The organism is Pseudomonas koreensis, assembly GCF_024169245.1.
GTDB classification, from domain to species: domain Bacteria; phylum Pseudomonadota; class Gammaproteobacteria; order Pseudomonadales; family Pseudomonadaceae; genus Aquipseudomonas; species Aquipseudomonas koreensis_F.
This window is the reverse complement of record NZ_JALJWP010000001.1, coordinates 2,687,956-2,705,869: the sequence shown is the minus strand read 5'-3', so window position 1 is coordinate 2,705,869 and position 17,914 is coordinate 2,687,956. Positions and strand designations below refer to the sequence as shown.

Genomic DNA, 17,914 nt, shown 5'->3' with positions numbered 1-17,914 from the left:
TCCAGGTAAATGGCGCACCATGACCTCCAAAAACAATCCCGCCAGTGCAACAGCCGATCTGACCCTGAGCCCCGCCGCGAACAGCGCGTCACTGTCCCGACCCGCGCCGCCTTCGCGTCCGCTGTCGACCCAGCAATACCTGTACTTCACCGAAACCAACACTGACCGCATCCTCGATAATCTCGACGGCCTGCGCGATTCGGTATTCCCGCGCCCGGCGCATCAGGAAGGCGACAACGAGCAGCACAACGATCAGGAATTCCCTTCGGTGTGCCTGATCGGCCTCGGTCGCTGCGGCTCCAACATCGCCCTCGACGTGGCGGAGCTGGTGTACAACGCGCGCAAGTTCTACCTCAACGAATTCAACAACGAAGACCGCCCGGCTGACCGGCGTCTGGCCGACAAGGGCTACAGCCCGGCGCAGTGGATCAAGAACAACCTGCGCATCGGCACCAGCAAATCGACCAAACCGGTATTCCTGGTCGAACCGCTGGTGATGCTCGGCGACCTCGACAAGGACATCGCCGGGCGCATCCGTTTTTCGCGCAAGGGCGAAAAAAGCGGCTTCCTGCGCGACTACAGCAAAATGAAGATCATGGACTTGTCCGAAGTCCACGCCGGCGGCGCCGGTAACGCGCCGATCCTCGGCCAGTACCTGGCGAAGATCATCCTCAACAAGGACACCCAGCGCTTCTCCAGCCCGGACTGGAAAATGATCCACTCGTACCTGATCGACAGCTGCGGGATCAAGGCCAACCAGTCGCGCCTGTATTTCTCGATCTTCAGTGCCGGCGGCGGCACCGGTTCGGGCATGGCCTCGGAGTTCGGTCTGGCCCAGCAGCACTCGTACATGAACAAGACGTTCGACACCAAGCCGATGGATGAGCATGACGGCAAGAGCGGTCATTCGTTTGTGTTCGAACCGATCTTCACCAGCGGCATCTGCGTGCTGCCGAACATTTCCGATCACCGCAGCGAAATGTCCGAAGCCCTGCACATCAACGCCGGGCGCCTGCTGTGCAAATACCTGTCGGAGGAATGGGATTTCTCCTACAACTTCGCCAACGAAGACAGCAGCGAAGCCAGCGTCATGGGGCGCATCCGCCCGTGGAACGCGATGATGCTGATCTCCAACGACATCATGCGTTACGCCGAAGAGAGCGATGACGGCAACATCCAGAACATTGATGTCAATGCCATGGAGAAGCACGCCAACCAGTACATCTCCCAGCAGATCTTCAACATTCTGACGGCGCAGGCAGTCACCACTGACTACGATCAGAACTACTTCCGCCGCGCCGGCATCGACATCGGCGAAACCATCCGCCTGGACGCCAACGACCTGTTCATGAGTCTGGCCGGGCCGGTGGCGATTGCCTACGCCGAATCGGTGGTCCCGGAAACCCCGCCGCCGAGCAGCGACAAGTTCAAGGTCTTCGATAAAGAGCCGCAGCGCCTGAACATCGACGACCTGTTCTTCCGTTCGATCGACCTGCCGCACTTCAACAAGGTCACCCAAGCGATCGAAGGCATCAGCCTGCTGCCGATCGAATCCAAGCGTTATCGCGCTTCGCTGGAGCAGTACAAGAACTCCGGTTACGACGCCGCCGCGCTGCACGACCTGCACTTCTTCAAGAATTGCTCGTCGGTGGTCTCGATCGTCTCGCTGCCGAAGGACTACAAGCTGTCGTACATGGACCTGAACCGGTTGAAGACCCACCTCAACAGCCTGTTCCCCAACACCACGCTCAAGCGCTACGCGCTGGTGATCGGCGCTTCGGCCAACCTGTCGCTGACCACCCTGATCGCCAAGAGCCCGTGCCTCTCGGACGACTTCCTGACCTTGATCGTGGCGTTCATCAAGCGCTGCTTTGCCAAGAACCCGTACCGTTTCGACGAGACGCTGGACAACTCGATTCTCGACTTCATCATTCAAGAGGATTTCGACGAAGCGCGTATCGACGACCTGCTCAACGAATTCGAAAACCCGGCGAAGATCCTCGACACCAACTGGTACGCGATCAAACCGATGTACGAGAAAAAGTATCGCGAGCTGATCAACGACAAAGACAAGTTCGTCTCGATCAATGACATTCGCCTGTCGCGTGATTGCGTGAAGAAGTCGATCAAGTATTTGCGCGAGATCTATCGCCACCGGATTGGCAAGACCAAGGTGATTTCGCTGAATAACCATACCGGCAAGACTTACTCGGTCTGATCAAAACCGAGTAACCCCCTTCGCGAGCAAGCTCGCTCCCACATTTGGAATACATTGCCCTGTGGGAGCGAGCTTACTCGCGAAGGGGCCGGCTAATTCGCCGAAAATCTCAGGCCTCCCAACATCCAGAAACAATTAAGCGACCCTAAGGCCGCTCAATAAACTGTTCCCGTTACGTTTACGTCACCGTGATGCGTGGTGTTTCTCTACGGCAACGTGCCATCACGCTACTCCGCTACACACTTGCGTGGTGGCGATGGAAGCACCAAAACGGTGCCCCCACTCAAACAGCCGCCCTTTCCTGGATCAGAATCCACGGCGAAACCACCACGGCCCACAGCTGCGGATCACGCTCGAAAATATCCAGCGCCCGCATTTCAGACAGCTTGGCGACCTTGTCCTCGGCCAGCCAGGCCGCGACTTTCTCGCCCTCATCCGATGCCACGGCCTCGGCGGCAGCGATCAAATCGAGGTCAGGGTCGACCCACAATAGGGCACCCTTGGCGAAGAACGGCTCCAGCTCTTTCCAGGTAATTGATGCCGTTTCACCAAGCAGCTTGGCATAGAGGGTGCTAGGTTCTTGATTCATGGGGAGCTGTCCGGAAAAGAAAACGACGCGAATGATAACGTCGGTGGTCCGTCAGAAAAACCCGGTTGCAAATCGCTGCACCGAACGAAAAAAGCAGGAAGGCCAGGGAATGCTGCCTTTTGGGATATATGCCCCCGATTGCCCCGCCGCAATTCTGTCTCTTTCATTCAAAAATGCGACACCCTCAAGTTTTGCCCCGTGGCGCCTGCTTCCCAGTTGATCAAGCGGCGCTCTACACTGTACCGGTACAGTTGCCGGGGCATTTTCCGGAGGGTATCGCAAAGATATCTGACCCGGTTCTGCTGCTACGGCGCCAGAACTCTAAAAAATACAACAGTAAGAGTGGAGCACTATGACTAAGGCTACTAAGCAGATTTCCAAACTGTTTGCCGCTATGGTTCTGGCCGGGGTTGCCAGCCATTCGTTCGCAGCTGACACCATCAAAATCGGTATCGCCGGCCCCAAGACCGGTCCAGTAGCCCAGTACGGCGACATGCAGTTCAGTGGCGCAAAAATGGCCATCGAGCAGATCAACGCCAAGGGCGGCGTCGACGGCAAGCAACTGCAAGCCGTTGAATACGACGATGCCTGCGATCCGAAACAAGCGGTAGCGGTAGCGAACAAGGTCGTCAACGACGGCGTCAAGTTCGTGGTCGGTCACCTGTGCTCCAGCTCCACCCAGCCAGCTTCGGACATCTACGAAGACGAAGGCGTGATCATGATCACCCCGGCTGCCACCAGCCCGGACATCACCGCTCGTGGCTACAAAATGATCTTCCGCACCATCGGTCTCGACAGCGCCCAGGGCCCTGCCGCCGGCAACTACATTGCTGATCACGTCAAACCGAAAGTGGTTGGCGTGCTGCACGACAAACAGCAGTACGGTGAAGGCATCGCCACCGCCGTCAAATCGACCCTCGAGAAGAAAGGCACCAAGGTTGCCGTCTTCGAAGGCGTCAACGCTGGCGACAAGGACTTCTCCGCAATCATCGCCAAGCTCAAGCAAGCCAACGTCGACTTCGTCTACTACGGCGGCTACCACCCGGAGCTGGGTCTGATCCTGCGTCAGGCTCAGGAAAAAGGCCTGAAAGCCCGCTTCATGGGTCCGGAAGGCGTGGGTAACGACTCGATCACCCAGATTGCCAAGGACGCGTCCGAAGGTCTGCTGGTGACCCTGCCGAAATCCTTCGACCAGGATCCGGCCAACGTTGCTCTGGCTGACGCATTCAAAGCCAAGAAAGAAGATCCGAGCGGTCCGTTCGTGTTCCCGTCCTACTCGGCGGTGACCGTGATTGCCGAAGGCATCAAGGCGGCCAAGTCCGAAGACGCGACCAAAGTGGCTGAAGCCATCCACGCCGGTTCGTTCAAGACCCCGACCGGTGACCTGAGCTTCGACGACAAGGGCGACCTGAAGGACTTCAAATTTGTCGTGTACGAGTGGCACAACGGCAAACCTAAAACCGAAGTTTCGCCTCAGTAAGGCCTTGCCCGACTGACTGCCAATAAAGCCCACGGCGTGCCGTGGGCTTTGTTTTGCGAATGTAAGGGCCGCGCTGGCGTGATCCGCCAGTCTGCCCACCTGAAAATCTCAAAACCGTCATCAGCGGTTCGCTGGCAAAACCCGGATTCGAAGTGGATAGAGATCCACGGGGCCGGGCGGGAAAATGACTCCACCAGTGAAATGCGTACAGGTTTTTAGGAGCGCTGTAATGCCTGACCTCTATCACTTCTTCCAACAGCTGGTTAACGGCCTCAACGTTGGCAGCATGTATGCCCTGATCGCCATCGGCTACACGATGGTTTACGGCATCATTGGAATGATCAACTTCGCCCACGGCGAGGTGTACATGATCGGTTCCTACGTGGCGTTCATCGCCATTGCCGGGCTGACCATGATGGGACTCGACAGTGTCCCGCTGTTGATGACCGCGGCGTTCATCGCCAGCATCGTCGTCACCAGTTCTTACGGTTACAGCATCGAACGGATCGCCTACCGCCCCCTGCGCGGCAGCAACCGTCTGATCCCGCTGATTTCCGCCATCGGTATGTCGATCTTCCTGCAGAACACCGTTCTGCTGGCGCAAGACTCCAAGGACAAAGCGATCCCCAACCTGATCCCGGGCAACTTCGCCTTCGGTCCGGGTGGCGCACAAGAAGTGCTGATTTCCTACATGCAGATCGTGGTGTTCGTCGTGACCCTGATCGCCATGCTCGGCCTGACCCTGTTCATCTCCCGTTCCCGCCTGGGCCGCGCCTGCCGTGCCTGTGCCGAGGACATCAAGATGGCCAACCTGCTCGGCATAAACACCAACAACATCATCGCCCTGACCTTCGTCATCGGTGCTGCGCTGGCAGCTGTTGCAGCAGTGCTGCTGAGCATGCAATACGGCGTGATCAACCCGAACGCCGGTTTCCTTGTCGGCCTCAAGGCCTTCACCGCTGCGGTACTGGGCGGCATCGGCAGCATCCCCGGGGCCATGCTCGGCGGTCTGGTGCTGGGTGTAGCGGAAGCGTTCGGTGCCGATATCTTCGGCGACCAGTACAAGGACGTCGTTGCGTTCGGCCTGCTGGTTCTGGTGCTGTTGTTCCGTCCGACCGGCATTCTGGGCCGTCCGGAGGTTGAGAAAGTATGACTAGGAATCTTAAACAGGCACTGTTCAGTGCCTTGCTGGTGTGGGCGGTGGCCTACCCGGTACTCGGACTGAAACTGACCATCGTCGGCATCAATCTGGAAGTGCACAACACCAGCCCGGCCATCCTCGCGACCATCGCGATCTGCTCGGTACTGATGTTCTTGCGCGTGCTGTTCAACCAGCAGATCAGCAAGGCCTGGCGCTCCTCGCCGGGCATGCCGCTGATCCCGGCCAAGGCCAGCAACTTTCTGACCCTGCCGACCACCCAGCGCTATTTCATCATTGCGCTGATTCTGATCGCCCTGGTCTGGCCGTTCTTCGGCTCCCGTGGCGCGGTGGATATCGCAACGCTGATCCTGATCTACGTGATGCTCGGCCTGGGCCTGAACATCGTCGTCGGTCTGGCCGGTCTGCTCGACCTCGGTTACGTCGGTTTCTACGCCGTCGGCGCCTACAGCTACGCGCTGCTGTCGCACTACTACGGGCTGAGTTTCTGGATCTGCCTGCCGATTGCCGGCCTGATGGCGGCGACGTTCGGCTTCCTGCTGGGCTTCCCGGTGCTGCGTTTGCGCGGTGACTATCTGGCGATCGTGACCTTGGGTTTCGGCGAGATCATCCGTCTGTTCCTGCGTAACCTGACCGATATCACCGGTGGCCCGAACGGCATCAGCAATATCGAAAAACCGACGTTCTTCGGCCTGACCTTCGAGCGCAAGGCCGCCGAAGGCCTGCAGACGTTCCACGAGTATTTCGGCCTGCAATACAACTCGATCAACAAGGTGATCTTCCTTTACCTGGTTGCGCTGTTGCTGGCACTGGCCGCGCTGTTCGTGATCAACCGTCTGCTGCGCATGCCGATCGGTCGCGCGTGGGAAGCGCTGCGTGAAGACGAAATCGCCTGCCGCGCGTTGGGCCTGAACCCGACCGTGATCAAGCTTTCCGCGTTCACCCTGGGTGCTGCGTTCGCCGGTTTCGCCGGCAGCTTCTTCGCCGCGCGCCAGGGTCTGGTGACCCCGGAGTCGTTCACCTTCATCGAGTCGGCGATCATCCTCGCCATCGTCGTGCTGGGTGGCATGGGCTCGCAACTGGGCGTGATCCTGGCGGCGATCGTGATGATCCTGTTGCCGGAAATGATGCGTGAGTTCAGCGAGTACCGCATGTTGATGTTCGGTGCGCTGATGGTGCTGATGATGATCTGGCGTCCACAAGGTCTGCTGCCGATGCAACGCCCACACATGGAGTTGCGCAAATGAGCCGCGAGATCCTTAAAGTCGAAAATCTGAGCATGCGCTTCGGCGGCTTGCTGGCGGTCAACGGCGTGGCGCTGACCGTCAAGGAAAAACAGGTAGTTGCCCTGATCGGCCCGAACGGCGCCGGCAAGACCACCGTGTTCAACTGCCTGACCGGTTTCTATCAGCCTACCGGCGGCAGCATCCTGCTCGACGGCGAGCCGATCCAGGGCCTGCCGGGCCACAAGATCGCCCTCAAGGGCGTGGTGCGTACTTTCCAGAACGTGCGTTTGTTCAAGGACATGACCGCGGTCGAGAACCTGTTGATCGCCCAGCATCGTCACTTGAACACCAACTTCCTGTCAGGCCTGTTCAAGACCCCGGCGTTCCGCAAAAGCGAGCGCGAGGCCATGGAGTTTGCCGAGTACTGGCTGGAAAAGGTCAATCTCAAAGAGTTCGCCAACCGCACCGCCGGCACCCTCGCCTACGGCCAGCAACGGCGCCTGGAAATCGCCCGCTGCATGATGACCCGCCCACGGATCCTCATGCTCGACGAACCGGCCGCCGGCCTGAACCCGAAGGAAACCGAAGACCTCAAGGCGCTGATCGGTGTGTTGCGCGAAGAGCACAACGTCACCGTGCTGTTGATCGAACACGACATGAAGCTGGTCATGAGCATTTCCGACCACATCGTCGTGATCAATCAGGGCACACCGCTGGCCGACGGCACGCCGGAGCAGATCCGCGACAATCCTGAAGTGATCAAAGCCTACCTGGGGGAAGCGTAAATGCTGCAGTTCGAAAACGTTTCCACCTTCTACGGCAAGATCCAGGCCCTGCACAGCGTCAACGTCGAAGTCCGTCAGGGCGAGATCGTGACGCTGATCGGCGCCAACGGTGCCGGGAAATCCACGCTGCTGATGACACTCTGCGGTTCGCCGCAGGCGCACAGCGGCAGCATCCGCTACATGGGTGAGGAACTGGTCGGCCAGGACTCGTCGCAGATCATGCGCAAGAGCATCGCCGTGGTCCCGGAAGGTCGTCGGGTGTTTGCCCGTCTGACCGTGGAAGAAAACCTGTCGATGGGCGGATTTTTCACCGACAAGGGCGACTATCAGGAACAGATGGACAAGGTTCTCGGACTTTTCCCACGCCTGAAAGAACGCTTCAACCAGCGCGGCGGCACCATGTCCGGCGGCGAACAGCAGATGCTCGCCATCGGCCGCGCGCTGATGAGCAAGCCCAAGCTGCTGCTGCTCGACGAGCCGTCGCTGGGCCTGGCGCCTATCATCATCCAGCAGATCTTCGACATCATCGAACAGCTGCGCAAGGACGGGGTGACGGTGTTCCTGGTCGAGCAGAACGCCAACCAGGCGCTGAAAATCGCCGACCGCGCCTACGTTCTGGAGAACGGCCGCGTGGTCATGCAAGGCACCGGTGAAGCGCTGCTGACCGACCCGAAAGTACGCGAGGCGTATCTCGGCGGTTGAGTGTTATCGCTGGACAAAAAAACGGTCTTCGGGCCGTTTTTTTATGCCCACCACAAATCCCCTGTAGGAGTGAGCCTGCTCACGAAAGCGGTGTATCAGTCGCAACGGCAGTGACTGACAAAGCGCCATCGCGAGCAGGCTCACTCCTACAGGGGACGCGGTGGTCTGAAGATTTTTATAAAAAATTGAGCCCCGCGTGTAACGCATCCCCCCACCCGTTCTCTAGAGGGACAAGCAAGCGCAAACCGCTTGCAGAAACCCTGATAAATCTGGAGAAACATCATGACTGCAACCACCCGCACCCTGTCCGCCACCGCCCTGGTTCTGGCCCTCGGTTCCGCTCTGAGCATCGCCACTGTCTCCACCGCCCAGGCCGCCGATGCCAACATGGAAAAATGCTTCGGTGTGGCCCTCAAGGGCAAGAATGATTGCGCCGCAGGTGCCGGGACCACCTGCGCCGGCACGGCGAAAATGGACTATCAGGCCAACGCCTGGAAGCTCGTTCCGAAGGGCACCTGCGCCACCACCGAGAGCAAAACCTCGCCGACCGGTTTCGGTCAGCTCGAAGCCTTCAAAGCCAAGTCCTGATCCACGGCCTGCCTGAGTGACGCCCATGTTCAGTCATCACGAACCGTCCCTGCCGCGCACTCAGGCAGCTCGCACCGAGCTCCCTGCCCGCGCCGGGCTGGGGCTCAAGACCGGGCACTTCCTTGAAGTGCTCGGTTCCTTGCCGGACCTCGGTTTCTTCGAAGTCCACGCCGAAAACTACATGGTGGCCGGCGGCCCGTTTCATCATTTTCTTGGTTTGATTCGTGAGCAGTACCCGCTGTCATTGCACGGCGTGGGACTGTCGATCGGTGGCGAAGGCCCGCTGGACAGCCAGCACCTCAAACGCCTCGCCGAGCTGATCGAGCGCTATCAGCCACAAGCCTTTTCCGAACATCTGGCCTGGTCGAGCCACGGCCCGGTGTTCCTCAATGATCTGCTGCCACTGGCCTACGACACGCCGACGCTGAACCGCGTCTGCGCGCACATCGACCAAGTGCAGAACACCCTGAAACGACCGATGCTGCTGGAGAATCCGGCGACGTATCTGGCGTTTGAGCATTCGACGATCGACGAAGCCGAGTTCATCGCTGAAGTGATCCGCCGCAGCGGCTGCGGCTTGTTGCTCGACGTCAACAATGTCTATGTGTCGTGCGTCAATCATCAACGCGATCCACTGGCCTATCTCGATGCGTTACCGCTGCACGCAGTCGGCGAAATTCATCTGGCCGGCTTCGCTGAAGATTGCGACAACCTCGGCGATCGCTTGCTGATTGACGATCACGGCGCGCCGATTGATCAGGCCGTCTGGGATCTGTACCGGCAAGTGCTGCAACGTATCGGCCCGGTGGCGACGCTGATCGAACGCGACAATCAAGTGCCGGCCTTCGACGTGTTGCTCGCCGAAGCGCAGCAAGCCGAGACGCTGTTGCGTCGAGCGGAGCGTGCGGCATGAGCACGCAAGCGGACTTCGCCGACGCCCTGCTCGATGTGCACCTGCCCTGCCCCAAGGGCCTGGGCAGCCGCAACGGCGCCGATCCGTCGCGGCGTTTCGCGGTCTATCGCAACAATGTGCAGAGCTCGCTGATCAATGCCCTGGCCGACAGTTATCCGGTGGTGCAGCAATTGGTCGGTGAGGAATTCTTTCGCGCGATGGCAGCGATTTTCGTACGCAGTCAGCCGCCAAAAAGTCCGTTGCTGAGCCGCTATGGCGAGAACTTCGCCGACTTCATCGCAGAGTTTGAACCCATCGCCGGCGTGCCTTATGTCGCGGATGTCGCGCGACTCGAGCACTTGCGTACTGTCGCCTACCACGCCGCTGATGCGCAGCCGATCCGGTCTGAACAAGTCAGTGCCGCGCTGGCCGATCCGCAGTCGCTGAGTGAGCTGTGTTTCGAACTGCATCCCTCGCTGCGCCTGCTCGACTCCGCTTTTGCGGTAGTGGCGATCTGGGCCGCGCATCAGCAGGAGCCAAGTCTGGCGGGCATTGGCCTCAATCAAGGCCAGCATGCCCTGGTGCTGCGCAACGGTCTCGACGTTGAGGTGTTTGCTCTTGAACCGGGTGCGAGCGTGTTTATTCGTCATTTGCTCGAGGGCTCGCCATTGCTCGCGGCGGCAGAAAACAGCCCGCCGTTCGATCTCGCCCAAACCCTCGCACTGTTGATTGCGCACAACGCCATCACCCGGCTGAATTACAAGGAGTTGCCATGAACGCTTTTATCCTGCGCGTCATCGCGTTGTTCGAAAAAATCCCGCACAGCCTGATTGCTTTGGTCGCGCGTTTTTCCATTGCTGCCGTGTTCTGGAAATCCGGGCAAACCAAGGTCGAGGGGCTGGCGATCGACTTGTTTGACGGCACATTTGAACTGGGCTGGCCGCGTTTGGCCGATTCGACGATTCCGCTGTTTCAGAGCGAATACGACTTGCCGCTGTTGTCGCCAGAACTCGCCGCACACATGGCGGCGTTCGCCGAGCATGTGTTCCCGCTGCTGATTCTGCTCGGCTTCGCCACACGGTTTTCGGCGCTGGCATTGCTCGGCATGACCCTGACCATTCAACTGTTTGTCTACCCGGATGCCTACCCGACCCACGGCACCTGGGCGGCGGTGTTGCTGTACCTGATGGCGACGGGGCCGGGTAGATTGTCGATTGATCACCTGATTGCCCGCCGCCTCCAACGCTGACCTGAATTGTAGGAGTGAGCCTGCTCGCGATAGCGGACTGTCAGTTGATGAATTCGTAGCTGATGTACCGTGATCGCGAGCAGGCTCACTCCTACAAGGGGATTGCTTTCAGCGCTGCAGTCGATCCAGCGCCTCGCCACTGCGTTTGAACCAGCCCATCAGATAATCCGCCAACACCTGCGTGCGTTTCGGCAATCCACCCTGATACGGATGCACCAGATACATCGGCATCCGTCGGGTCTGGTAATCGCGCAGCAACCAGCGCAAGCGGCCTTCAGCCAGTTCGGTTTGCAGCAGGTACGATGGCAAACGAGCGATGCCGGCGCCGGTCAACGCAGCTTTTTTCAGCAGGCTGTAATGGTTACTGGCGAAAGGGCCTGACACCCGCACCCGCAGCAGTTCGTGCTGCTGGTGATACAGCCATTCTTCGCGCCCGCTGTAATGGCTGTTGAGCAGGCAACGATGCTCGGCCAAGGCCTGCGGCGTCTGCGGTTCGCCGAAACGTTCAAGGTAGGCCGGGCTGGCGCAGGTCATTTCGTGCCACGCCAACAGCGGCTTGGCCACCAGCCGCTCGTCATTCGCCACATCGGCGCGAATCGCCAGATCAAAACCATCGCGGGACAGATCGCGATAACTGTTGTTCAGCTCCAGCTCGATCTGCACTTCGGGGTATTGCCCGGAAAATTCCAGCAACAAGCCATCGAAGAAGGTCTCGCCGAGCGATACCGGAACCGTCATGCGCACGGGGCCGGCCATGTCGTCCTTCAAACGCGCCAACGCCTGCCGTGCCCGTTCGACCTGAACCACCAGTGCCTGCGCCTGCGGCAGCAGCGCGGCCCCCGCCGCCGTCAGGCTCAAGCGCCGGGTGGTGCGTTGCAGCAACACCACACTGAACTGCGCTTCGAGCTGGCTGATGCGCTTGGACAACTGGCCCTTGCTGCAGCCCAACTGCTGCGCCGCGAGGGTAAAACTACCGGCCTCGATCAGCACGGCAAACGCAGCAAGATCATCCATTTCGCTCATGGATTGTTTCCATTTGAAAACCAAAGGTTGCCTATTAGTGCGCTTATCCGCTGAAAAAACCACTCTAGACTGAAACCTCATTCATTCACTTGGGGTACAGCTCGATGAAGATTCTGTTGATAGGCGCCGGCGGCACCATCGGTTCGGCGGTGGACAAAGAGTTGTCGCAGCGTCACGAAGTTATTCGCATCGGCCGCAACAGCGGAGACTTGCAGGTGGATATCAGCGACAGCGAGTCGATCCGCAAGCTGTTCGAACAGACCGGCAAGTTCGATGCGCTGATCTGCGCCGCGGGCAACGTGACCTTCGCAGCGCTGGACGAGATGACCGAAGACAGCTTCGCCCTCGGTCTGAAAGACAAGCTGATGGGCCAGGTCAACCTGCTGCTGATCGGTCGCGAATTCGCCAATGACGGTGCCTCGTTCACCTTCACCACCGGCGTGCTCAGCCACGACCCGATTCGCAGCGGCGCCTCGGCAGCACTGGTCAACGGCGCCCTCGACAGCTTCGTCCGCGCCGCCGCCATCGAACTGCCACGCGGGCTGCGGGTGAACTCGGTCAGCCCGACCGTGCTGACTGAAGCCCTTGGCAAATACGCGCCCTATTTCCGTGGCTTCAAGTCGGTTCCTGCAGCGGACGTCGCATTGGCCTACGCGAAAAGTGTTGAGGGATTGCAAACCGGGCAGACGTTTCACGTCGGTTAAGAGCAAAAGATCGCAGCCTTCGGCAGCTCCTACACAGGACTTTATGGTTCCCTGCAGAAACTGCCGCAGGCTGCGATCTTTTGCATTTGGGGGTCAGGCTGCGTAACGTGGCAGCACTTGTCTGGAGAGCCAAAGATGCGTGTTGCCCGTCCGTTAATCCTCGTTGCCCTGCTGCCGTTGTTTGCCGCCTGCCAGTTGTTCGACGGCCAGCGTGAAAGTGTTTCCCATGCCGGGCAGACGCGGATGCAGGGGCAACTGACCGCCGCCGACGGCAAGCTGGTGTTCCAGCCGTGTCAGGAGCAGCGGCAACTGGTAGTCAATGACATCGGCGGCACCAGCGTCCTGCAAGAGGCCGCCACCCTCGCCGACGAACAGGGCAAGCTGTTTGCCGATGTGCGCGGCAAGGTCTCCGGCGATCGCCTCGACCTGGGCCAGTTGTATCGCGCGGAACGCTCGGGCACAGCCTGCGATGACCCGAATTTCAAACTGTTGATCCTGCGCGCCGCCGGCCATGGCCCGGAGTGGAACGTCAAGGTCAGCGGCAAAGGCATGGTCATCGAGCGCGACGGCCAGTCCCCGCTCGCCGTGCCCTATGTGGAAGAGCAACTGGGCGACGGCCGCTTCAATCTCAGCAGCGAAGCCAACAACCAGCGCATCGAACTGTGGGTCGCGCCGCAGCGCTGCCTCGACAGCAGCACCGGCAGCGTGCAGCACATGAGCGCCGAGTTGCGTATCGACGGTCAGGTGCAGCGCGGCTGCGGCTATTTCGGCGGCGCGCGTAACGACTGATCGTTTTTCCGCCACGGATCCGCTCGCGGCGGCTTATAATCGCCGCCTTCAAACGCCCTGGCGCAGTTGTGCGCCCCGCGAATCCGGATCCTGCCATGTTACGAATCACCGAACTCAAGCTGCCAATCGACCATCCCGAAGAAGACCTGCGCGCCGCCATCGTGCAGCGTCTGGGCATCGCCAGCGATGATCTGCTCGATTTCACCTTGTTCAAGCGCAGCTATGACGCGCGCAAAAAGTCCTCAGAACTGTGCTTCATCTACACCATCGACCTCAACGTACGCGACGAGGCCAGAGTGTTGGGCAAGTTCGCCGACGACCGTAACGTCAACGTGGCGCCGGATGTCAGCTACAAATTCGTCGGCCAGGCACCGAGCGATCTCGGCCAGCGGCCGATCGTCGTCGGCTTCGGCCCGTGCGGCATCTTCGCCGGCCTGCTGCTGGCGCAGATGGGCTTCAAACCGATCATTCTCGAACGCGGCACCGAAGTCCGTCAGCGCACCAAGGACACCTGGGGCCTGTGGCGTAAAAGCGTGCTCAATCCCGAGTCCAACGTACAGTTTGGCGAAGGTGGGGCGGGGACGTTCTCCGACGGCAAGCTGTATAGCCAGATCAAGGACCCGAAATTCCTCGGCCGCAAAGTCCTGCACGAGTTCGTCAAGGCCGGCGCGCCGGAAGAAATCCTCTACGTCAGCAAGCCGCACATCGGTACGTTCCGTCTGACCGGCATGGTCGAAAACATGCGCGAGCAGATCCGTGAGCTGGGCGGCGAAGTGCGCTTCCAGGAGCGCGTCAGCGACGTGCTGATCGAAGACGGTCAACTGGTCGGCGTGCAACTGGCCAGCGGCGAAACCCTGCAGTCGAAACACGTGGTTCTGGCCCTCGGCCACAGCGCCCGCGACACCTTCCGCATGCTCCACAGCCGTGGCGTGTTCATGGAAGCCAAGCCGTTCTCGGTGGGTTTCCGCATCGAACACCCGCAATCGCTGATCGACCGCGCGCGCCTGGGCAAATACGCCGGCCACCCGAAACTCGGCGCTGCCGATTACAAGCTGGTGCACCACGCCAGGAATGGCCGTTCGGTCTACAGCTTCTGCATGTGCCCGGGCGGCACCGTGGTCGCGGCGACGTCCGAGCCCAATCGTGTGGTCACCAACGGCATGAGCCAGTACTCGCGTAACGAGCGCAATGCCAACTCCGGCATCGTCGTCGGCATCACCCCGGAAGTCGATTATCCGGGCGGCCCGCTCGCCGGTATCGAGTTGCAGGAACGCCTCGAGTCCCACGCCTTCATCCTCGGCGGCAGCGATTACAAGGCCCCGGCGCAACTGGTCGGCGACTTCATCAACGGCAAGCCGTCGACCGAACTGGGCGAAGTCGAACCATCGTACAAACCGGGCGTGGCGCTGGGCGATCTGGCTCTGGCGCTGCCGGATTTTGCCATTGAGGCGATCCGTGAAGCCTTGCCAGCATTCGAGAAGCAGATTCGCGGTTATTCGCTGCACGACGCAGTGCTGACCGGGATCGAGACCCGCACCTCGTCGCCGCTGCGCATTACCCGCAATGAGTCGCTGCAGAGCATGAACGTCAAGGGCCTGTTCCCGGCGGGCGAAGGCGCGGGTTATGCCGGCGGAATTCTCTCGGCGGGCGTCGACGGGATTCGCATTGCCGAGGCTGTGGCTCGCGATATCCTCGGCCTGGAAGCCTGATCCGCATAAGCTGACACAACACAAAACCCTGTGGGAGCGAGCCTGCTCGCGAAAGCTGTATTTCAGTCGACGATGATGTTGAATGAAAAAATGCCTTCGCGAGCAGGCTCGCTCCCACAGTGGTTTCTGCGTTCAGCTTTAGATATTCGCGCGCAGCACCGAGGTCGGCAGCGCCTCTCCGCGCTCGGCACTCGCCGCCACCGCTGCAATCAAATCATCCAATTCATACCCCTGCGCCCGCAGCCAATCCTGATCGTAATACGTGTCGGCATACCGCTCGCCGCCATCGCACAGAATCGCCACGATCGACCCCGACTGCCCCGCCGCTTTCATCTGCTGCGCCGCCATCAGCGCGCCGATCAGATTGGTCCCGCTCGACCCGCCGACATGCCGCCCCAAACGCTGCGCCAGATAATGCATGGCCGCCAGCGACAAGGCGTCCGGCACCTTGACCATCGCATCGATGACCTTGGGCAGGAATGACGCTTCCACCCGTGGCCGGCCAATGCCTTCGATGCGCGAGCCGCAGTCCAGGCGCAGGCTCGCATCACCACTCTGGTAAAAATCGAAGAACACCGAACGCTCGGCATCGGCACACAACACGCGGGTGCAGTGCTGGCGATAGCGCACGTAACGGCCGAGTGTCGCGGTGGTGCCGCCGGTGCCGGGGCTGGAAATCAGCCAGGTCGGCTCAGGGTGCTTTTCGTAGCGCATCTGCTGGAAGATCGATTCGGCGATGTTGTTGTTCGCCCGCCAGTCGGTGGCGCGTTCGGCGTAGGTGAACTGGTCGATGAAGTGACCGCCATGCTCACGCGCCAGGCGCTCGGATTCGGCGTAGATCTGCGTCGGATCCTGCACCAGATGGCTCTGGCCGCCGTAGAAGGCGATCTGGGCAATCTTCTCTTTCGAGGTGGTCGCGGGCATCACCGCGATAAACGGCAAACCGAGCATGCGCGCGAAATACGCTTCGGAAATCGCCGTCGAGCCGCTGGACGCCTCGATCACCGGCGCGCCGGGTTTCAGCCAGCCGTTACACAGCGCGTAAAGGAACAGCGAACGGGCGAGGCGATGCTTGAGGCTGCCGGTCGGGTGGCTGGATTCGTCCTTGAAATACAACTCGATGCCGGCAAAACCGGGCAGCGGCAAAGGGATCAGGTGGGTGTCGGCGCTGCGCTGGAAGTCCGCCTCAATGATGCGGATGGCTTCGCGGGCCCACTGTCGGTTGTCGCTCATGGTCTCGTTTCTCATTGAATCGGACAGGAGATGGGTCCCCTGAAAAAGGTCTTGCGCAAGCTTAGGAAATATCCCGCAGACGGCAAAGATACAGCTGAGTCTCAATGTGTCAGGCAACTGCTAGGCTCAATGCTTCCGAGCCAGACAGCCCGTAACGACATATAACAAAAAAGAATATAACTTTTGTTTTAACAACTAACGGTACGGGTTAGGGTAGCCCACCTTTTTCACCAATCGATGGAGAGCGACCTTGCCTCTGCGTAGCACTTTCACGCGTTTCTTTCAGTTGGAAGCTGCCAGCGGTCTGTTATTGATCGCCGCAGCCATTCTCGCCCTGATCATCAACAACTCACCATTGTCGTGGCTGTACACCGGCCTGCTCGACACTCCGGTGGTGGCGCAGATCGGCGCGTTGAAAATCGCCAAACCCCTGCTGCTATGGATCAACGACGGTCTGATGGCGCTGTTCTTCCTGCTGATCGGTCTGGAAGTCAAACGCGAAGTGCTCGACGGTCAGTTGTCCAGGCCCTCGCAGATCGTCCTGCCCGGCGCTGCGGCGATCGGCGGCATGCTGGTGCCGGCGCTGATCTACTGGTTCCTCAACCGCGACAACCCCGCCGCCCTGAGCGGCTGGGCCATTCCGACCGCCACCGACATCGCTTTCGCCCTCGGCGTATTGGCGCTGCTCGGCAAGCGCGTGCCGGTCTCGCTGAAACTGTTCCTGATGACCCTGGCAATCATCGATGACCTCGGCGCCATCGTCATCATCGCGATTTTCTACTCTGGCGAACTGTCGACCCTTTCGCTGGGCCTGGCGGCGGCCTGCATTGCCGCGCTGGTGGCGATGAACCGGCTCGGCGTGGTCAAGCTCGGGCCGTACATGATCATCGGCCTGATCCTCTGGGTCTGCGTGCTCAAGAGCGGTGTCCACGCCACATTGGCCGGCGTGACCCTGGCTTTCTGCATCCCATTGCGGACGAAAAATGCCGAGCCGTCGCCACTGCTGACCCTCGAACACGCGCTGCACCCGTGGGTCGCCTACGGCATCCTGCCGCTGTTCGCTTTCGCCAACGCTGGCCTGTCGCTGAGCGGCGTCACCGTCGAAAGCTTCACCCACGACGTACCGATGGGCATCGCCATCGGCCTGCTGCTGGGCAAGACCATCGGCGTGTTCGGCCTGACCTGGCTGGCGGTCAAGATCGGCATCGCCGCCCTGCCCCAAGGCGCCAACTGGGGCCAGGTCCTCGGCGTCGCGATCCTCTGCGGCATCGGCTTCACCATGAGCCTGTTCGTCGGCTCGCTGGCCTTCGAACCGGGCGTGAGTGATTACGCAGGAATGGATCGGATGGGCATCCTCACCGGCTCGATTCTCGCGGCGCTGATTGGTTATGCGGTGACGGCGGCGGCGAGTCGCAAGAATTCACAACTGCAATAACCCTTGCTCCCGCTGAACTGCGCAGCACGCCCACTTCTTGGGGGCGCTTCGCACCCCAGCGGGAGCAAGCTCCCTCGCCACAGATTCCTCGCCTCTCAGTTAAGCAGCGAACAATCCCACGTCTTTAGCGACG

17 protein-coding genes are annotated in these 17,914 nt (G+C 60.2%); 14 read left to right on the top strand and 3 right to left on the bottom strand.

Annotation, left to right across the window (positions count from 1 at the left end):
- Positions 1–19 precede the first annotated feature (19 nt).
- Complete coding sequence (locus J2Y90_RS12180; RefSeq protein ID WP_253499882.1) at positions 20–2,218, top strand: hypothetical protein; 2,199 nt, start codon at positions 20–22, stop codon at positions 2,216–2,218.
- A gap of 283 nt (positions 2,219–2,501) precedes the next feature.
- On the opposite strand, the gene J2Y90_RS12175 is transcribed toward J2Y90_RS12180, so the two are convergent.
- Positions 2,502–2,807: a DUF2288 domain-containing protein gene (locus J2Y90_RS12175; RefSeq protein WP_253499879.1), complete on the bottom strand. Its 306-nt coding sequence runs from the start codon at positions 2,805–2,807 to the stop codon at positions 2,502–2,504.
- A 352-nt stretch (positions 2,808–3,159) separates the two neighbouring features.
- On the opposite strand from J2Y90_RS12175, the gene J2Y90_RS12170 reads away from it, so the two are divergent.
- From J2Y90_RS12170 to J2Y90_RS12130, 9 genes are all read left to right on the top strand, one after another.
- On the top strand, positions 3,160–4,287 hold the full coding sequence (locus J2Y90_RS12170; protein ID WP_253499876.1) for a branched-chain amino acid ABC transporter substrate-binding protein: 1,128 nt from the start codon (positions 3,160–3,162) through the stop codon (positions 4,285–4,287).
- A 229-nt stretch (positions 4,288–4,516) separates the two neighbouring features.
- Complete coding sequence (livH, locus tag J2Y90_RS12165; RefSeq protein ID WP_016771355.1) at positions 4,517–5,440, top strand: high-affinity branched-chain amino acid ABC transporter permease LivH; 924 nt, start codon at positions 4,517–4,519, stop codon at positions 5,438–5,440.
- Positions 5,437–6,693, top strand: coding sequence for a high-affinity branched-chain amino acid ABC transporter permease LivM (locus J2Y90_RS12160; protein WP_039762648.1), 1,257 nt, complete (start codon positions 5,437–5,439; stop codon positions 6,691–6,693). The genes livH and J2Y90_RS12160 overlap by 4 nt, the downstream gene beginning before the upstream one ends.
- The gene (livG, locus tag J2Y90_RS12155) at positions 6,690–7,457 is read left to right on the top strand and encodes a high-affinity branched-chain amino acid ABC transporter ATP-binding protein LivG (RefSeq protein WP_016771357.1); all 768 of its coding nucleotides are present in this window, start codon (positions 6,690–6,692) and stop codon (positions 7,455–7,457) included. The genes J2Y90_RS12160 and livG overlap by 4 nt, the downstream gene beginning before the upstream one ends.
- Positions 7,458–8,159, top strand: coding sequence for an ABC transporter ATP-binding protein (locus J2Y90_RS12150; protein ID WP_003222380.1), 702 nt, complete (start codon positions 7,458–7,460; stop codon positions 8,157–8,159).
- Positions 8,160–8,441: 282 nt separating this feature from the next.
- On the top strand, positions 8,442–8,747 hold the full coding sequence (locus J2Y90_RS12145; protein ID WP_041478029.1) for a BufA1 family periplasmic bufferin-type metallophore: 306 nt from the start codon (positions 8,442–8,444) through the stop codon (positions 8,745–8,747).
- A gap of 25 nt (positions 8,748–8,772) precedes the next feature.
- On the top strand, positions 8,773–9,660 hold the full coding sequence (gene bufB, locus J2Y90_RS12140; protein WP_253499873.1) for an MNIO family bufferin maturase: 888 nt from the start codon (positions 8,773–8,775) through the stop codon (positions 9,658–9,660).
- Entirely contained in the window at positions 9,657–10,415 is a 759-nt protein-coding gene (locus J2Y90_RS12135; RefSeq protein ID WP_253499870.1) for an HvfC/BufC N-terminal domain-containing protein, read from the top strand. Before bufB ends, J2Y90_RS12135 begins: the two co-directional genes overlap by 4 nt.
- Positions 10,412–10,888 carry a DoxX family protein gene (locus J2Y90_RS12130; RefSeq protein ID WP_253499867.1) on the top strand — a complete coding sequence of 159 codons (477 nt, stop codon included), beginning with the start codon at positions 10,412–10,414 and terminating at the stop codon, positions 10,886–10,888. Before J2Y90_RS12135 ends, J2Y90_RS12130 begins: the two co-directional genes overlap by 4 nt.
- A gap of 108 nt (positions 10,889–10,996) precedes the next feature.
- On the opposite strand, the gene J2Y90_RS12125 is transcribed toward J2Y90_RS12130, so the two are convergent.
- Complete coding sequence (locus J2Y90_RS12125; protein ID WP_253499864.1) at positions 10,997–11,911, bottom strand: LysR family transcriptional regulator; 915 nt, start codon at positions 11,909–11,911, stop codon at positions 10,997–10,999.
- Positions 11,912–12,015: 104 nt separating this feature from the next.
- Between J2Y90_RS12125 and J2Y90_RS12120 the strand changes: the two genes are divergently transcribed.
- From J2Y90_RS12120 to J2Y90_RS12110, 3 genes are all read left to right on the top strand, one after another.
- Positions 12,016–12,615: a short chain dehydrogenase gene (locus tag J2Y90_RS12120; RefSeq protein WP_253499861.1), complete on the top strand. Its 600-nt coding sequence runs from the start codon at positions 12,016–12,018 to the stop codon at positions 12,613–12,615.
- A gap of 135 nt (positions 12,616–12,750) precedes the next feature.
- On the top strand, positions 12,751–13,404 hold the full coding sequence (locus tag J2Y90_RS12115) for a COG3650 family protein (protein ID WP_253499858.1): 654 nt from the start codon (positions 12,751–12,753) through the stop codon (positions 13,402–13,404).
- Between the two features lie 95 nt (positions 13,405–13,499).
- Positions 13,500–15,113: an NAD(P)/FAD-dependent oxidoreductase gene (locus J2Y90_RS12110; protein ID WP_253499855.1), complete on the top strand. Its 1,614-nt coding sequence runs from the start codon at positions 13,500–13,502 to the stop codon at positions 15,111–15,113.
- A 138-nt stretch (positions 15,114–15,251) separates the two neighbouring features.
- On the opposite strand, the gene J2Y90_RS12105 is transcribed toward J2Y90_RS12110, so the two are convergent.
- Positions 15,252–16,346 (bottom strand): PLP-dependent cysteine synthase family protein, encoded by a 1,095-nt coding sequence (locus J2Y90_RS12105; RefSeq protein WP_253499852.1) that lies wholly within the window; start codon positions 16,344–16,346, stop codon positions 15,252–15,254.
- Positions 16,347–16,596: 250 nt separating this feature from the next.
- Here J2Y90_RS12105 and nhaA point away from each other — a divergent pair, with 250 nt between their 5' ends.
- The gene (gene nhaA / locus J2Y90_RS12100) at positions 16,597–17,781 is read left to right on the top strand and encodes a Na+/H+ antiporter NhaA (protein WP_123418052.1); all 1,185 of its coding nucleotides are present in this window, start codon (positions 16,597–16,599) and stop codon (positions 17,779–17,781) included.
- The last annotated feature ends 133 nt before the right edge of the window (positions 17,782–17,914 follow it).

What these genes read in the sequence shown, in the direction of transcription:
- J2Y90_RS12180 (WP_253499882.1), top strand. Translation starts at nt 20, where the DNA reads ATGACCTCCAAAAACAATCCCGCCAGTGCAACAGCCGATCTGACCCTG.
- J2Y90_RS12175 (WP_253499879.1), bottom strand. Translation starts at nt 2,807, where the DNA reads ATGAATCAAGAACCTAGCACCCTCTATGCCAAGCTGCTTGGTGAAACG.
- J2Y90_RS12170 (WP_253499876.1), top strand. Translation starts at nt 3,160, where the DNA reads ATGACTAAGGCTACTAAGCAGATTTCCAAACTGTTTGCCGCTATGGTT.
- livH (WP_016771355.1), top strand. Translation starts at nt 4,517, where the DNA reads ATGCCTGACCTCTATCACTTCTTCCAACAGCTGGTTAACGGCCTCAAC.
- J2Y90_RS12160 (WP_039762648.1), top strand. Translation starts at nt 5,437, where the DNA reads ATGACTAGGAATCTTAAACAGGCACTGTTCAGTGCCTTGCTGGTGTGG.
- livG (WP_016771357.1), top strand. Translation starts at nt 6,690, where the DNA reads ATGAGCCGCGAGATCCTTAAAGTCGAAAATCTGAGCATGCGCTTCGGC.
- J2Y90_RS12150 (WP_003222380.1), top strand. Translation starts at nt 7,458, where the DNA reads ATGCTGCAGTTCGAAAACGTTTCCACCTTCTACGGCAAGATCCAGGCC.
- J2Y90_RS12145 (WP_041478029.1), top strand. Translation starts at nt 8,442, where the DNA reads ATGACTGCAACCACCCGCACCCTGTCCGCCACCGCCCTGGTTCTGGCC.
- bufB (WP_253499873.1), top strand. Translation starts at nt 8,773, where the DNA reads ATGTTCAGTCATCACGAACCGTCCCTGCCGCGCACTCAGGCAGCTCGC.
- J2Y90_RS12135 (WP_253499870.1), top strand. Translation starts at nt 9,657, where the DNA reads ATGAGCACGCAAGCGGACTTCGCCGACGCCCTGCTCGATGTGCACCTG.
- J2Y90_RS12130 (WP_253499867.1), top strand. Translation starts at nt 10,412, where the DNA reads ATGAACGCTTTTATCCTGCGCGTCATCGCGTTGTTCGAAAAAATCCCG.
- J2Y90_RS12125 (WP_253499864.1), bottom strand. Translation starts at nt 11,911, where the DNA reads ATGAGCGAAATGGATGATCTTGCTGCGTTTGCCGTGCTGATCGAGGCC.
- J2Y90_RS12120 (WP_253499861.1), top strand. Translation starts at nt 12,016, where the DNA reads ATGAAGATTCTGTTGATAGGCGCCGGCGGCACCATCGGTTCGGCGGTG.
- J2Y90_RS12115 (WP_253499858.1), top strand. Translation starts at nt 12,751, where the DNA reads ATGCGTGTTGCCCGTCCGTTAATCCTCGTTGCCCTGCTGCCGTTGTTT.
- J2Y90_RS12110 (WP_253499855.1), top strand. Translation starts at nt 13,500, where the DNA reads ATGTTACGAATCACCGAACTCAAGCTGCCAATCGACCATCCCGAAGAA.
- J2Y90_RS12105 (WP_253499852.1), bottom strand. Translation starts at nt 16,346, where the DNA reads ATGAGCGACAACCGACAGTGGGCCCGCGAAGCCATCCGCATCATTGAG.